The organism is Aerosakkonema funiforme FACHB-1375 (assembly GCF_014696265.1).
GTDB classification, from domain to species: Bacteria; Cyanobacteriota; Cyanobacteriia; order Cyanobacteriales; family Aerosakkonemataceae; genus Aerosakkonema; species Aerosakkonema funiforme_A.
The window spans coordinates 23747-38950 of the sequence record NZ_JACJPW010000079.1 but is presented as its reverse complement, the minus strand read 5'-3'; the positions used below and the strand labels follow the sequence as shown (position 1 = coordinate 38950).

General features: G+C 47.1%; 12 protein-coding genes and 1 pseudogene. 4 read left to right on the top strand and 9 right to left on the bottom strand.

Going from position 1 to position 15204, the window contains the following annotated elements:
• The 3 genes from H6G03_RS25560 to H6G03_RS25550 all read right to left on the bottom strand — a co-directional run.
• On the bottom strand, nucleotides 1-157 hold a 157-nt coding region (locus tag H6G03_RS25560), incomplete at its 3' end, for a helix-turn-helix domain-containing protein (protein ID WP_190470540.1).
• Nucleotides 158-463: 306 nt separating this feature from the next.
• A complete protein-coding gene (uvrC, locus tag H6G03_RS25555) occupies nucleotides 464-2344 on the bottom strand; it encodes an excinuclease ABC subunit UvrC (RefSeq protein ID WP_190470537.1) in 1881 nt (626 codons plus the stop codon).
• Between the two features lie 135 nt (nucleotides 2345-2479).
• A complete protein-coding gene (locus H6G03_RS25550) occupies nucleotides 2480-3370 on the bottom strand; it encodes an NF038130 family PEP-CTERM protein (protein ID WP_190470534.1) in 891 nt (296 codons plus the stop codon).
• A gap of 620 nt (nucleotides 3371-3990) precedes the next feature.
• On the opposite strand from H6G03_RS25550, the gene H6G03_RS25545 reads away from it, so the two are divergent.
• Nucleotides 3991-4224, top strand: coding sequence for a hypothetical protein (locus H6G03_RS25545; protein ID WP_190470532.1), 234 nt, complete (start codon nucleotides 3991-3993; stop codon nucleotides 4222-4224).
• Here H6G03_RS25545 and H6G03_RS25540 read toward each other — a convergent pair.
• From H6G03_RS25540 to H6G03_RS25520, 5 genes and pseudogenes are all read right to left on the bottom strand, one after another.
• A complete protein-coding gene (locus H6G03_RS25540; RefSeq protein ID WP_190470529.1) occupies nucleotides 4194-4619 on the bottom strand; it encodes a response regulator in 426 nt (141 codons plus the stop codon). The genes H6G03_RS25545 and H6G03_RS25540 overlap by 31 nt on opposite strands.
• 575 nt (nucleotides 4620-5194) lie before the next feature.
• Nucleotides 5195-6376, bottom strand: coding sequence for an LL-diaminopimelate aminotransferase (locus H6G03_RS25535; RefSeq protein WP_190470526.1), 1182 nt, complete (start codon nucleotides 6374-6376; stop codon nucleotides 5195-5197).
• Nucleotides 6377-6397: 21 nt separating this feature from the next.
• Nucleotides 6398-6676: pseudogene (locus H6G03_RS25530) on the bottom strand (hypothetical protein); the annotation flags it as partial.
• Between the two features lie 96 nt (nucleotides 6677-6772).
• Entirely contained in the window at nucleotides 6773-7096 is a 324-nt protein-coding gene (trxA, locus tag H6G03_RS25525) for a thioredoxin (protein WP_190470524.1), read from the bottom strand.
• Nucleotides 7097-7340: 244 nt separating this feature from the next.
• Nucleotides 7341-7556, bottom strand: coding sequence for a hypothetical protein (locus H6G03_RS25520; protein WP_190470519.1), 216 nt, complete (start codon nucleotides 7554-7556; stop codon nucleotides 7341-7343).
• A 7-nt stretch (nucleotides 7557-7563) separates the two neighbouring features.
• Between H6G03_RS25520 and H6G03_RS25515 the strand changes: the two genes are divergently transcribed.
• Both H6G03_RS25515 and katG read left to right on the top strand, forming a co-directional pair.
• Entirely contained in the window at nucleotides 7564-8382 is an 819-nt protein-coding gene (locus H6G03_RS25515) for a PEP-CTERM sorting domain-containing protein (protein WP_190470517.1), read from the top strand.
• 868 nt (nucleotides 8383-9250) lie between these two features.
• Entirely contained in the window at nucleotides 9251-11446 is a 2196-nt protein-coding gene (gene katG / locus H6G03_RS25510) for a catalase/peroxidase HPI (RefSeq protein WP_190470514.1), read from the top strand.
• 382 nt (nucleotides 11447-11828) lie between these two features.
• On the opposite strand, the gene topA is transcribed toward katG, so the two are convergent.
• Nucleotides 11829-14537, bottom strand: coding sequence for a type I DNA topoisomerase (gene topA, locus H6G03_RS25505; RefSeq protein WP_190470511.1), 2709 nt, complete (start codon nucleotides 14535-14537; stop codon nucleotides 11829-11831).
• A gap of 454 nt (nucleotides 14538-14991) precedes the next feature.
• Between topA and H6G03_RS25500 the strand changes: the two genes are divergently transcribed.
• Nucleotides 14992-15198: a hypothetical protein gene (locus tag H6G03_RS25500; RefSeq protein ID WP_190470507.1), complete on the top strand. Its 207-nt coding sequence runs from the start codon at nucleotides 14992-14994 to the stop codon at nucleotides 15196-15198.
• Nucleotides 15199-15204 lie beyond the last annotated feature (6 nt).

Sequence of the window (15204 nt, the reverse complement as noted above, 5' to 3'; positions counted from 1 at the left end):
GATCGATAGCGGTTGGTAGCTTTTTGTTTGCCGACAAAGCTTTCAAACAAATTTCTAATCCCCAATTCCAAGCGTGTCTAGCTACGCCTGCGTGTTTGGCTGCTAGGCTACGTTGTTGGTTGTTTAGGTTAAGTTTTGTTTGGAAGCTTTTGAGCAACTTCTCTTAACTCCTCTACGATTTTCATAAGTTTCTGACTGATGCTCTGCTTGGGGTAGAATGAACTTACTCATCTCCACATAATACCATCTATTATTGAGTAAGTTTATGAATAAATAAGTAACTTTATGGTTGCTGCTCCCACCCCTTCCACAGCTTGACATCACTCTCCCCCGATCGCAAGAGTCAAAAGTCAAAACAAAGGGGCTAGGGGCTGGGGGCTAGGGGCTAGGGATTAGGGAAGAGGGAGGAATTTTGACTTTTGACTTTTGACTTTTGACTTTTGGCTGCGCCAGTCCCTCAATCTTAAGCTGGATGGAAATAATCGAAAATTTCCTGAGCTAAACGAGGGCCAATTCCAGGCGCTTCCGCTAGCTGTTTTGGAGATGCCTCTCGGATATAATCGATCGAGTGAAAATGTGCCAAAAGTTGCTTTTGTCGCTCAAATCCCAATCCGGGAATTTCATCCAAACGAGAACGTCGCAACTTATCGCTACGCTGTTGGCGATGGAAACTAACAGCAAATCGATGCGCCTCATCCCGCAGTCGCCGCAACAATTGTACACCCGGTTGTTCTGCATCTGTTTGCAGCGGCAAAGATTCCCCTGGCAGAAATATTTCTTCTCGCTGCTTGGCTAAACTTACCACTCGCAAATCTTCCAAAAGATTCATTTCTTGCAGTACTGCCACAACCGATGATAGCTGACCTTTCCCACCATCAATCATCACCAAATCGGGAAAATCTGGATTTCCCACTCGTTCCAATTGCGGGTCTTCTGCGTACTTGCGGAAGCGACGGCGGATAACTTCGGCGAGACTGGCAAAGTCGTCAGAGTGACCGACTGTAACGGCAGGATTTTTGATCTTGTAATGTCGATAATGTTGTTTGGCGGGTAAACCGTCGATAAAGACAACCTGAGATGCGACAGCGTTTGCACCTTGAATATGGGAAATATCGTAACCTTCTATGCGGCGTGGCAAGTCGGGCAAATCGAGAATGTTGGCTAAATCTTGCATTGCTTCGCTGTTGCGATCGGCAAATTTCTGAGTGCGAGATAATTCATACTCAGCATTGCGTTCCACCATTTCAATTAATTCGGCTTTGCTTTGTCTTTGCGGAGCCAAAATAGTCACTTTGCGACCTTTTCTTTCTCCTAAAAATTCTGCCAACATTTCGCTTTCCGGTAACTCGTATTGCACCAGAATTTCGGTGGGAATTTCCACAGATTCGGCATTTTGATAATGTTCTTCCAACACCCGCTGCAAAATCGCTCCAGGTGTAGCAGATTCAGCATCTGCCACAAATCCCAACCTTCCCACCAAACGTCCGGCCCGAATCTGGAATAATTGAATGCAGGCGTGTCGATCGTCAGCGGCAAGGGCGATCGCATCTCGCGACACGGTATCATCGGGTAACGAGACTTTTTGGTCAGCCGTCAAAGATTTCAATCCGGTAATTTGGTCGCGAATACGCGCCGCCGTTTCAAAGTTGAGCGCTTCTGCGGCTTGTTCCATCTGCGCTGTGAGAATATCGATCAATTCTTGCGTGCGACCTTGGAAAAGCATTGCCACTTTTTGTACAGTTTTGCGATATTCTTCTGGAGAAATCAGCAGCTGGCATACGCCGGGACAGCGACCTAAGTCGTAATTGAGACAGGGACGGTCTTTAAATAAAGGTTGGGGACGCTGACGCAAAGGAAAAATGCGCTTGACTATATGCAGGGTTTGGCGCAATATGCGAGCATCGGTGTAAGGGCCATAATACTTGTCTTGTTTTTTCCCCAGCCTGCGATTGCGGGTGAGGAAAATACGGGGATAATCTTCTGACCAAGTAATCAATACGTAGGGATATTTCTTGTCGTCTTTGAGCAGTACGTTAAAGTACGGTTGGTGCTGCTTAACTAAGTTTGCTTCTAATGCCAGTGCTTCTGCTTCCGTATCGGTGACGATGATTTCGATCTCGACTACCTGCTGTACCATTAAGGCAATACGAGGGGAGAGGTCGGAAGCTTCGCGGAAGTAGGAACGCAGACGCGATCGCAATTTTTTCGATTTACCGATGTAGAGGATGCGATCGCTCTCATCCCTCATTATATATACACCTGGCTTTGCCGGAATCTCCTTGAGGCGACCTTCCAGGCGTTCCCGGTCTTTTACTAAAGGTAGCGCTTTCTGTGAAGTGGTCACAACTCACTAAAAGAAACTGTCCATCACCATCATAAGAAAGCCTTTTCGTTTAGAGGGTGGGTATTGCCTACCCGAAACCGAACAAAAAGCAGGTTTTTTGCAAAAAACCCGCTTTTTAAGCAATTAAACAATTTATTAGGCGGTTTTTTGTGACTTGCGCTTGCTGGTGGCAAACAACCCACCCACAGCCATCAAACCAAGCATTGTGGATGGTTCGGGCACTTTTACTCCCTGAAAAGATACTTCGTAGTTACCGTTGTGAGAGAATCCATCCGTGTTAACCAGACCCGAATTGGTAGCGTTGAAGCTGTAGAGATAGTCAGTCTTGCCTTCGTAAGTATACTTGACTACTTCGCTTGCTTGGAATCCACTTGGTAAAAAAGATGCAAATGCTGCATATTTGGGATTACTAGCATAGGCAGCTTTTAAATCGTTGTGACCTGCCAACCCAATACTAATTAGGCCAGTATCATCATTTTGGTTGACGTAGGAGATGTTGGGGTCGCTGCTTGCTTGGAATCCCCCCATACCCAAAAAGGCATTAAAGTAACTAGTTGCAACACCAGTTCCTACGAATACACCATAACCAGCTTTGGTGATGAACTCGTTAAACCACTTGTTAGCAAGGTTGTTCGCGCCGTATGTCGTATTCAGACTTGCTCCAAACCAGTCAGTTGCCGTGAGACTGCTAAGAGTGAGTGACTTGCCAGCAATATTACCTGTCAAGGTGGTGTTCTTTAGAAAATCGATACCAGTAAAAGTCCCTTTCTCTGTACTGGCTCTCAATTCTACGTTACCTGTGGGACTGGCGGCATTACCGTCGAGAACGGCTTGTACGTTTGCCGGAGTATTTGGAATCTCAACGGTTTGACTCCCGGAGACACCGTACACTAAATAATCGCTAGCTGCACTTCCGCCAATTGTGGCATTTGTGAGGGATGCGGCGGATGCTGGGGCGGTGGCTAGTGCGCTCACACCTGCGACCATTGAAGCACCGATAGCAATACGTTTAATAGTCTGAAGCATTTTTGGATTCCCTCTCAAGTTTCTCAATAAACGATTTACGTTGCACATCCCACTGTTGACGGGATTTGTCTGTTTCACTTCACGGTTCTAGCAGATCCACCCTTGAACGCTTAACCTTCACTTTCTTCCATTTTAGGAAAGCCACTTTTGGGTTGGGTGAACTTAGCGTAATTTCTGGTCAAATTTGTGTGAAGTTTTGGTAAATTCTGAGGACTGGTTCAAAAAAAGGCGATATCAATTTATCGTCTCATATCCGTAAAATCTTGACGATCTGTGGGTGAAATCATGAGATGCTGTCGTTATTTGATTTAATTTTAGATGAGAGAAGCCAAAAATTTTATTCCCACTAAGTATACCGATACTAGCTACGTATATAAACTATAAAAAATTCAAAATTTTTTGCCTTTATTTATGTAAAAATACTGGATTGTTAAATTTCGCAAAGCCGATACCATAGGATTTATTAAAAATTATTAAAATTTGACTATTCTACTAGGCAAGAAAGATAAATTTATGACCGATCGGTACTAATTTTCAAATATGAGAGTTTAGATTAAGACTAAGAGTCTTTCTCTTTTAACAACTTGGCCGCTTACTTTCACACAAACCGGGTTGCATCCATGCCATCAGAAAATTTTCAAACTGAGTATCGCGAAGCATTGAATCAAACTCTCAATCATCTCCAAACAGTAAATTTATTAGTGGCACAAATTGAAGCTAAAATGGACGACATCAGAGATTCTATGCAAAATCTCTCCCAGATTGGGGAAAAAATTGCCACCCAGAAAAAATGGCTGATAACTAGAGACAAAAGAAAGGTAATTTATATAGGTCGATCGCGTAATTCTTCTTGAATTGCCTGTCGCAAATGAGAAAGATTTACTGGTTTAACGAAGTACCTTGTAGCTCCCAAACTGAGAGCGCGTTGTTGATCGGCTTTAAAAGCATACGCCGAGACGACGATCACAGGTACTTGATGCCAGTCCGGTATCTCCCGGATTTCTTGGAGTATGGTATATCCATCAACTCCTGGTAACTTCAAGTCTAATAAAACTAGCTGAGGCCGAAACTTGGACATCGCCTGAAAAAAGGTGCTGCCTTCGGCAAGGCACAAAACCTGGTATCCGAGATAACAGAGGTAGTCGCTCAGCAAGCGACGATTTACCTCGTGGTCTTCAACGAGTAAAATTCGATCGGCCAAAATTTGCTCTCCTGACTGAGCAAGCGGGATTTGCTGTATTTTCAGCATGGTTTTTATAGTTTGGCTAGCACCCTTTGTGCAAGGCTTTCGTTTACAACCGGAAAATTCTCCAGAGAGTAATACTAGGAGAATACAGTAGCAATACTGCTAAGTATCCGTTACCTTTATGTAAAATTTATCAATTTATACAAAAGATAAAAATCTTATTCTGTCTTTATAACGAGTTGCTTGACCGAGTAAAACCTGCTTTTAATCACTTCTACCCATTATTAAAATTATGTTAAGAATTGTGTACATAATATGGTCGAAAGTAGTGTATTACCGATCCAGAATGGTTATAGTAAATTTCTTCGATACAAGTTATACATTATGATTTTTTCAATAAAAAAAGACAGCAATACGATCGCATTTTACTGTTACGATTTTTCTGAAATTTTAATTTATTTTGATGAACCATAACTCTCAAAGAGCTATCCTGCGTTTGAAAGTTGGCGCTTAGTTGCAAGAGAATTGTCCAGACTGGCAAAACCTAAGAGAGGGGCTTCGCCATCTAGTTCAAGTTATAGCGATTGCGTTCGTCAGTGATGACGTTCTTAGCCCAAAATCATTTACTAGGGCAATATTTAGGCTGGCGATCGCACACGCAAGAATTCATCCATTCGCTTCACCGCAACTTCCAGAACTGGCGGTTCGTGTACTAGAGCAAAACGGACATACCCTTCCCCAGATTTACCAAACCCAGCACCGGGAGAAACGGCAACACCCGTAGCTTCCACGAGCTGAGTGCAAAATCCGATCGAATTTTCCGTCCAAGGTGCGGGTAATTTGGCCCATACATACATTGTGGCTCTTGGTGTCGGAACCAGCCAGCCAATATTATTTAAAGCTTTGACGAAAGCATCTCGCCGATTTCGGAAAGTGGCAACGGCAGCTTTGACTCCTTCTTGAGGGCCACTTAAGGCCGCGATCGCGCCGTTAAGGATACCTCCATACTGATTAAAATCAACAGCCGCTTTTACCTGCCGCAACGCCTGAATCAGCTTTGGATTGCCGATAGCATAACCGATGCGAAAACCACCCATATTATAAGACTTGGAAAGAGTGAAGAACTCGATCGAAACACTTTTTTCAGGATCGGCTTGCAGTATCGAAGGTGCCGATGTATCCTCAAAAACTAAATCGGCGTAGGGAAAATCGTGAACCAACACAAGATTGTGCTGTTGGCAAAAGGCAACAGCTGTTTGGAAAAAAGACAGCGGTGCGATCGCCGCAGTAGGGTTATGGGGATAACTTAGCACCATCATTTTTGCCTGTGCTAAAACTGCTTCTGGCACCTCCTCAAATATAGGCAAAAACCCATTTTCTGCCCGTAGGGGCATAGGGTAGATCTGACCGCTGGCGAGGTAGACCCCACCCATATGCGAAGGATAGCCTGGGTCTAATAGCAGCGCAAAATCTCCTGGATTGAGAACTGCCAAGGGCAAATGGGCCGTTCCTTCCTGAGAACCGATCAGCGGCAGCACTTCAGTTTCCGGGTCAACCGGGATACCAAATTTTTGAGTATACCAGGTAGCAGCAGCAACCCGAAAATCTTTCGTGCTGCGAAACAGTAAGTAACCGTGGGTGCTGGGGTCTTGTAAGGATTGAGCGATCGCATTGATGACGTGGGTTGCTGCTGGCAAATCCGAAGATCCCAGCGACAGGTCAATTAATTCCTTTCCTCCTGCTACTGATGATGCTTTCGCCCGATCCATATCTGCGAAAACATTAAATTGTAGGGGTTCTAAACGTTTAGCAAATTGCATATTTACTCAATAATCATTATTCTTGCAATTATCGTATAATTGAGCGAGTGCAGACCAAGACCTTTCGGCAGCAGATTGTCTCCCCATCGAATTCAGTTCCTTGGCAAATGTGAATTTTTTAGTCAGTACCGTGCCATACTTGTTAATGCCGTCTCTGCCAATATTTTTAGCAATATTTTTGTTGTCCATCCCATAATAGCGCCTGTACTTATTCTGGATAAATTGGGAGGTGCGAATAGCCTCGTCAATGGCGGGATATTGACTATCTTTCCCTTTGACTTTGAATTCGCAAACAATCATGGCTCGACCTTTATATACCACGGTTTTATATTAGCATAGCTCGTATAAAGTCGCCCTAGAAGGGCGAGGTTTTTAACCCAAAATTTTGATAACTATTTACAGGTGGGATTCCAGTAACTGGGTGATTTTCTGTTTGCTATCGATGCCCTCAACAGACCCGATCAATTCGCCATTTTTAAACAGTCTCAATGCGGGAACGCCTTCGACCTTATACTTTGCCACAGTAGTCGGATTGGGATCTACCTCCATTTTGACCACCTTGAGGCGATCGCTATAAGTTTGCGCTGCTGAGTTAATTAACGGGGTCATCAGACGGCAAGGGCCACACCAAGAAGCCCAGAAGTATACTAACACTGGCTGTGTTGCTTTCAGGACTTGAGTTTCAAATTCGGAATCGGTAATTGCGATCGTGCTGCTCATAAAACTTTTCCACGACTGACATTGATCAACTTACCCCACCCCAGACACGAACTCAACCTAGTTGGAGTAGAAATATAACTTTCGATAGTTGCGAAAAGCATTGGCTATGCTGAGGCTCAGGTGGATGCAATCTTTACAAATTCTTTACCGAAGGTATGTACAAACACTGGTTATAGGTTTATATGTATATGTTAGGGTGCATTCGGAGAAGACTCATAGAGAGTTGCTGGCTTAGTTAAAGAATTTACACATTTGGCATTTCGATAATCGATTGGCAGTATGGCAGCAAAAAGCCGCTGAAAAATTGTCCGTCATAGGGGCAAAACAAACGCTTACCAGAAAGCGTAAGTTCCACAACTAACAATGCTTTACACAGCTTAACGGCCACTCTCGATCGGAGCGTTCTGACGATCGCACGCTTGAGTCTCCCTAGAATCAACACTTTTGTGTCGGGAGGCACTACCTGTATGAAAACCTTTAGTAAAAAGCTCTGGAATCAAATCGGCCTGTCGCTAAGCATCCTCACCGGTGTAGGAATAGCTACAGCACAATCGGCAGTTGCCGCCACTTTCACCGTTGCCGGTTATACCTGGGATTCTGACAACTCTGTAGTCGGAGGCTCAATAGTTTCAGGCAGCGAGGTAATTAATCACTTCACTGCCAGCTTCCTACCGGGCAACAGCGAAATTGCCAATCGAACCGTCGGTGCGATACTCGGCTTCGATCCCGGTAGTTCGGTAAATATTGGCGATGTAAACAACCCAACTGTCCCAGGTACGATCGACCTTAACTGGGGAGCGGGTATGTCCCTAACAAATGCTGCTGGCAATGACTTCGTGGTATACGAGAACGGTGGCTGGGGCAGACCGGAAGCATACGCGGTAGCTGTTAGGAAAGTCGGTCAAAGCAGCTTCACTCAGTTCAGATATGAATTCAGCGATGGTTTTGAAACTAATGTGTTTGCCACTGGTTTCGACTTGAGCGATTTCGGCATCGGTAACGAGGAGGCAATTGATGCTATCCGCATCACCAAACTGATCCCCACCGATACGGTCAGTGGGTCTGATGGACAGGGTTTCCTTGGCGGTGGCTCCAATCCTCAAACAGGGTCTTGGGGAGGGGGTAGTTACACCAACGATATGTTCGACCCGGATGCCACTTTTGTTGTGGCTCTGCAAAAACCCAAACCAGTTCCGGAACCTACTTCTGCATTGGCTTTACTGACTTTTGGTGCTGTTACTGCTGCCGCACTCCAACGCAAAAACCAATCAAAAGTTAAAGGTTAGAAGTGAAAAGTTAATAGTGAAAAGAAGAAAATTGCGTCGGGGTTAGAATAAACTGAAGGACACAGAAACTAGGTTTCTGTGTCCTTCACTTGCTGGAGTTTAGCTGATGGGGCGACAACTATTGCTCAAAGCTAGACTAGATAAGCTTTTCGACTCAGCGACCTCGCTGATAATATGGTTTTTTATGAGGGGCTTAACTCCTTTCAAGTAAATTAAAACTCCAGGATTTACTCTCTATCTCCTAAAACGACACCAAATTCTTTCTAATGTCAGGTGTGGTAGCGAGAGAAATCTCTGTTACTTCTGACGGAGACTTTCAAATAATATTTTTTGGGAAAATTGGCTAGCCAATTGTTCTAATTTTACTATTCGATGCTGTTGTCAGCTCGCAACTAACACCAATAAAATTATAAACTCGGCTCTTTTTAGTTGACTTTTTAGGTGTTGGATGTACAATTAAGGTAACAAATTCATTTTTTTTGAAGTGATAGGTTTTTTTGAGAATAGCTGACCTACTTGTTTGACAATAATCTGTAAAACCCCCACGAATTAAGGGTTTTACAGATTATTGTCGCCCGGTCATATCTTTGAAGAAACGGTGGAAAATCTCGCGATTATTCACCGTTTAAAGGAAGCTATTTAGAGTAAAGATTAAGTCATGCTTTCGCCGACATTAGCGTCGGCTCCAACGTGCTGCAATACGGCGCAGCTATTAGTATAACCGTTTGTTTCAAATCATAACGTTAATTAAATTTCTCTTCGATTATATTTCTCATCGATTATCCCAGTAATTACCTATGTGTTATTTGTTTGCAATACCTGTAGCACATAAAAAGAATCTACACCACACCATTTGACAGGAGATACTATGAGCAGCGAAAGCGGATGCCCATTTACGGGCGGCGGTCAGAAACATCAGCCTCGGGTCATACCATCAAACCGAGACTGGTGGCCGAATTATTTGAATCTGAGCATCCTCCACCAGCACTCACCCCAGTCCAATCCGATGGGTGAGGAATTCAACTACGCATCAGAGTTCAAGAGCCTCGACTTAGCTGCCCTGAGAGCAGATATCTACGAGCTAATGACGACCTCCCAAGACTGGTGGCCAGCCGACTACGGCCATTATGGGCCGCTCTTCATCCGGATGGCTTGGCACAGCGCAGGCACGTATCGGATTGGCGACGGTCGCGGCGGCGCAGGTTCGGGTAGCCAGCGGTTTGAACCCCTCAACAGTTGGCCAGACAATGCCAACCTGGACAAGGCACGTATGTTGCTTTGGCCAGTCAAGCAGAAATACGGCAAGAAAATCTCCTGGGCTGACCTGATGATTTTCGCGGGCAACTGCGCCCTAGAGTCGATGGGCTTCAAGACGCTGGGCTTTGCTGGTGGGCGCGTGGATGTCTGGCAGCCAGAGGAAGACATATACTGGGGTTCTGAGAAAACCTGGCTCGGCAATGAGCGTTACGAAGGCGATCGCGTGCTTCTAAATCCCCTTGCCGCCGTTCAGATGGGTCTGATCTACGTGAATCCAGAGGGGCCAGACGGCGAACCCGATCCAGTTGGCTCCGGGCGCGACATTCGCGAAACCTTTGGTCGGATGGCAATGAACGATGCAGAAACGGTCGCGCTCGTTGCCGGCGGGCATACCTTTGGCAAATGTCATGGTGCGGGCGAGGCATCGCACGTAGGTGCCGATCCTGGGGGTGCCACTATCGTGGAGCAAGGACTCGGCTGGAAGAGCAACTTCAACACGGGTGTCGGCGTCGATGCGATCACCAGCGGTATCGAAGGCGCATGGACTCCCACGCCGACCCAGTGGGACAACAGCTATCTCGAAACCCTGTTCAAATATGACTGGGAGTTGACCAAGAGCCCCGCTGGTGCATGGCAATGGAAGCCCAAGGGCGATGCTGGTGCGGGTACCGTGCCCGACGCCCACGATCCGTCGAAACGGCACGCCCCCATGATGACCACGGCGGACATGGCTATGAAGATGGACTCCATCTACGAGCCGATCGCACGGCGTTATTACGAGAACCCGGATGAGTTCGCAGAAGCCTTCGCCAAGGCGTGGTTCAAGCTAACCCATCGCGATATGGGGCCGCGATCGCGCTATCTCGGCTCAGAGGTTCCCCAGGAAGAGTTCTTGTGGCAAGATCCCGTTCCCGCAGTTGACCATGAGTTGATTGATGAGCAGGATATCGCCACCCTGAAGAGCAAAATCCTGGCTTCGGGACTGTCTGTCTCCCAACTCGTTTCGACTGCTTGGGCGTCGGCGTCAACGTTCCGCTGCTCCGATATGCGCGGTGGGGCGAACGGGGCGCGTATTCGTCTGGCACCTCAGAAGGATTGGGAAGTCAACCAGCCGGCTCAACTGGCGACGGTGTTGCAGACTCTTGAGAGCATCCAACAGGAATTCAATACCTCGCAGTCTGGCGGAAAGCGGGTTTCGCTGGCTGACCTGATCGTGTTGGGTGGATGTGCAGGTGTCGAACAAGCGGCGAAAAATGCTGGAAAGGATGTCAAGGTTCCCTTCCAGCCGGGACGCACAGATGCGTTGCAAGAGAAAACGGATGTCGAGTCCTTCGCCGTACTCGAACCGACTGCGGATGGGTTCCGCAACTACACTAGCGGCAAACACAGCGAATCGCTCGAAGAGCTGCTGGTCGATCGGGCACAATTGCTGTCCCTGTCTGCCCCTGAGATGACGGTTCTCTTGGGTGGCTTGCGCGTCTTGGGCGCAAACTTTGGCGGCTCCAAACACGGCGTCTTCACCGCTCGACCAGAGACGTTGACCAATGACTTTTTTGTGAACCTGCTCGACCTGGGTACGACCTGGAAGGCGACCTCTGAAGATGAATATGAGTTCGAGGGAAGCGATCGCAAAACGGGCGAACTTAAGTGGACTGGTACCCGTGTTGACCTCATCTTCGGCTCGAACTCTCAGCTACGAGCTCTCGCGGAAGTTTACGGATGTGGGGACTCGCAGCAGAAATTTGTGCAGGACTTTGTGGCGGCGTGGGACAAGGTGATGAAGCTCGATCGCTATGACCTCAAATAATTTCAGCGCAAAGATGTTCAAAGGTTTCTAGGCGTAATATCAATTGACGCTCTCCCGTTAAGCTACCCTGTAACGGGAGATGAGTTGCTCGATTAAGATAGAAAAATGTTTGCTACATTTGGTTTGGGTTTAATATCTGGGTATTGTTCGCTAGAAATATGCGGTGAAATCAATTCAGAATATCAAACTGTTTCTTAATAGAAAATCCATTTGTAGCAAACATTTGGGTAATTGAAAAGCAATCCCTGTTAAGCTAAGAACCATGTCACAAATAAAAGTCAAAATTACTTCCTATATTTGAGTTTTGCACCGGAGTTTAGACTAACCGCGCGTGAAGGCGCGGTTAGTCTAAACTCCAGTAAGAAAAAAGCACTTGTAAATTTCAGCTAGCTGTAGTTTTTTTCTTAGTAGCAGTCGTTTTTCCAGTTGTTTTCGCTGTCGTTTTTCCAGCAGTTTTCGTTGCTGTCTTAGTTGTCGATGTGGACGACTTTTTGGCAGTAGAAGAAACGGCTGACTTACTAGATTTTGTGCTGGACTTCTTAGTAGATGCCTTCGCCTCCAAAAGTTCCACAGCCTTTTCCAGCGTTATTTCTTCCACCGATAAATCTTTCGGAATGGAAGCATTCGTTTTCCCGTGCTTGATATAGGGGCCGTAGCGGCCATCATAGATATTCACGGGTTCGTCATCACCTGGGTGAGCGCCCAAGGCTCTTAAAGGTTCCTTCGACTTGTTGCTACTGCCGCCGCGCCCCTTCTTAGGCTCAGCCAGGAGTTCCAATGCACGTTCTAACGAAATTGTCAATACATTATCGCTAGATTTCAAAGAACGAAAGTCTTTACCTTCCTTACCTTGGTCGTGAACAACGTAAGGGCCAAAACGTCCCAGTGCAGCTTGAATTTTGGCACCAGTCTCCGGGTGATGGCCTAACGTTCTGGGGAGAGCCAGCAGTCGCACTGCTGTATCCAGAGTGACATTCTCCAGGGTGACATCTTTGGGCAAAGAAACCCGTTTCGGCTTTTTATTTTCCTCGGTGACATCGCCCAGCTGGACGTAGGGGCCATAAGTGCCGATCAGTACGTAGATCGGCTCCCCGGTTTCCGGATGCAGTCCCAGTTTTTCTGGCCCCTCAGTTTTCTGGCGCAGCAGCACCTCTACTTGTTCTGGGTTGAGGTCGGCGGGAGTCAAATCCTTGGGAATCGAGGCGGTAACAACACCGTTGCCGTTTTCTGCCTCTATGTAAGCGCCAAATTTGCCGATGCGGACTTTGGCATCGAGGTTTTCCAATTCGATCGCACGAGCTTCGTTGGGGTCAATTCCGCTTTCCCGTTCTTTCACCTGAGTTTCCAGACCCTGTTCTCCCAGGTAGAATTCCCGCAGATAGGGGAGCCAATCCGCTTCGCCGGTAGCGATATCATCCAAAGTCTGCTCCATCTGGGAAGTAAAACTGGTATTTACCAAATCGGGAAAGTGTTTTTCCAGCAGACCGGTCACGGCAAAAGCCGTAAAAGTAGGGATGAGGGCGTTGTTATTCATCTGAGCGTAGCCGCGATCGATAATCGTACCGATAATGCTGGCGTAGGTACTCGGACGCCCAATCCCTTCGCTTTCCAAAGTTTTCACCAGAGAAGCTTCTGTGTAACGCGCTGGCGGCTGGGTTTCGTGACCGATAGATTCTATCTCTTTGCAGTTAGGCCGAGTTCCCACCTTCAGAGGTGGTAAAATCACCTCTTGGTCTTCCAATGCGGCTTCCGGGTCGTCGGAACCCTCCACGTAAGCACGCAAATATCCGGGAAAATCAATTCGCTTACCAGTAGCACGAAAACCGGCATCCTCCACTTGCAAATCGACTGTGACGAGAGTTTGTCGGGAATCTGCCATTTGGGTAGCGACAGTACGCTTCCAAATCAAATCGTAGAGTTTGAATTCCAGACCGCTGAGGGCAGTTTCTTGCGGCGTGCGGAAAGTGCTACCGGCTGGACGAATAGCTTCGTGAGCTTCCTGAGCGCCTTTGCTTTTGGTCGTGTAGCGACGGGGTTCGGGACTGAGGTATTGTTGACCGTACATTTGCTCGACGCAACTGCGGGCAGCTGTGAGAGCTTGCTCGGACAAATTCACCGAGTCCGTTCTCATGTAGGTAATGTAGCCCTGCTCGTATAAATTTTGGGCAATCCGCATTGTATCGCGAGCAGAAAGGCGCAATTTCCGGTTAGCTTCCTGTTGCAGTGTCGAGGTGGTAAACGGTGGAGCGGGTTTGCGAGTGACCGGACGCTCCTCTAAATTGGTCACCGTCCAAGTTTTGCCGATGAGTCGATTTTTGAGTGCTACAGCATCGGCTTCGTTGAGCAGAATAACATGGCGATCGGCAGCAATTCGTCCGGTTGAGGGGTCAAAATCGCTGCCGTTGGCTATTTTTGTTCCTCTCAGCGTCATTAGCTTGGCTTCAAAACCAATTTTCTGCTGTTCGAGCGTGGCTTTGAGATCCCAGTAGCTAGCTTCGTGAAAAGCGCGGCGTTCCCGTTCCCTTTGTACCAACAGCCGCACGGCTACCGACTGCACCCGCCCAGCAGACAACCCCCAAGCAATCTTCTTCCACAGCAGGGGTGAGAGGGTGTACCCTACCAATCGGTCTAAAATGCGTCTGGTTTCCTGGGCGTGGACGAGCTGTTCGTCGATGTTGCGGCAGTTTTTCAGGGCTTCCCGGATGGCGTCTTGGGTAATTTCGTGAAACACCATCCGCTTGGTGGGTATTTTGGGCTTTAAAAGTTCTTTGAGATGCCAGCTAATGCTTTCGCCTTCGCGGTCTTCATCTGTTGCCAGTATGAGTTCGTCAGCTTCTTCAAGAGCTTTTTGAAGCTCTTTGACAACTTTCTTCTTCTCCTTGGGGATGACATATAGGGGTTCAAAATCTGCCTCTACATTCACCCCCAACTGCGCCCATTTTTCCCCTTTGACTGCTTCGGGAATTTCTTCGGCAGATGAGGGCAGGTCGCGCACATGGCCCATCGATGCCTCGACGCGGTAGGTGGAGGGCAGGAAGTTGCGAATGGTACGTGCTTTAGTGGGAGATTCGACTATTACGAGCGTTGACATGAGAACAAAGATAGTAGCAGCTTGGCTGGACAGTCAAATTTGGATAGTTGCCTCTGGATGTCAAAAGTCACCGGGAACACATAGAACAGAGGGTTATTGAGGCATCCGAAAGGCGCTAAAAGCGCAACAGCGATTAACTTTAGCCGTGACAGTGCGATCGGATAAGGTAGTCTTCAGTACTCAAGGTAGACAAGGGGGACTCTGGGAGAAGGAGAATTTTTCACCAACTGGTGAGAGACTGTATCTCAGAGAAGGTAAAGTCTTCTTTTCTATGTGTCCCACCTTAAGCTGTAGCAGCGAAACCGATTCAAGTCATATCTCATCTTTAACTTATATCTGACTTTTCTGGCTAGAGGTGAATTTTATCTGTTGAGCATAAATACTTAGGATATCCTGTTTGCCTGCTACTTGTTTGTGCCACAATAAATCCCAATTGTCGAGAGAGCGATCGCAGATGGCTGGGAAACAAGGACAACTGTTCCCCGGCGATAGGTGCGTTATCGAAAAAGTTTTGGGCAGGGGTGGTTTTGGGATCGCCTACCTAACTTCATCCGGCTACCAGCTAGCGCGTTGTCATCCCAACCCTCAAAGATGTGTAAAAAATATTTACCTTGTGCCAAACGTTCCCAAACCCGCTGCGATGACCCCTCCGATGTTATAGCTAAAC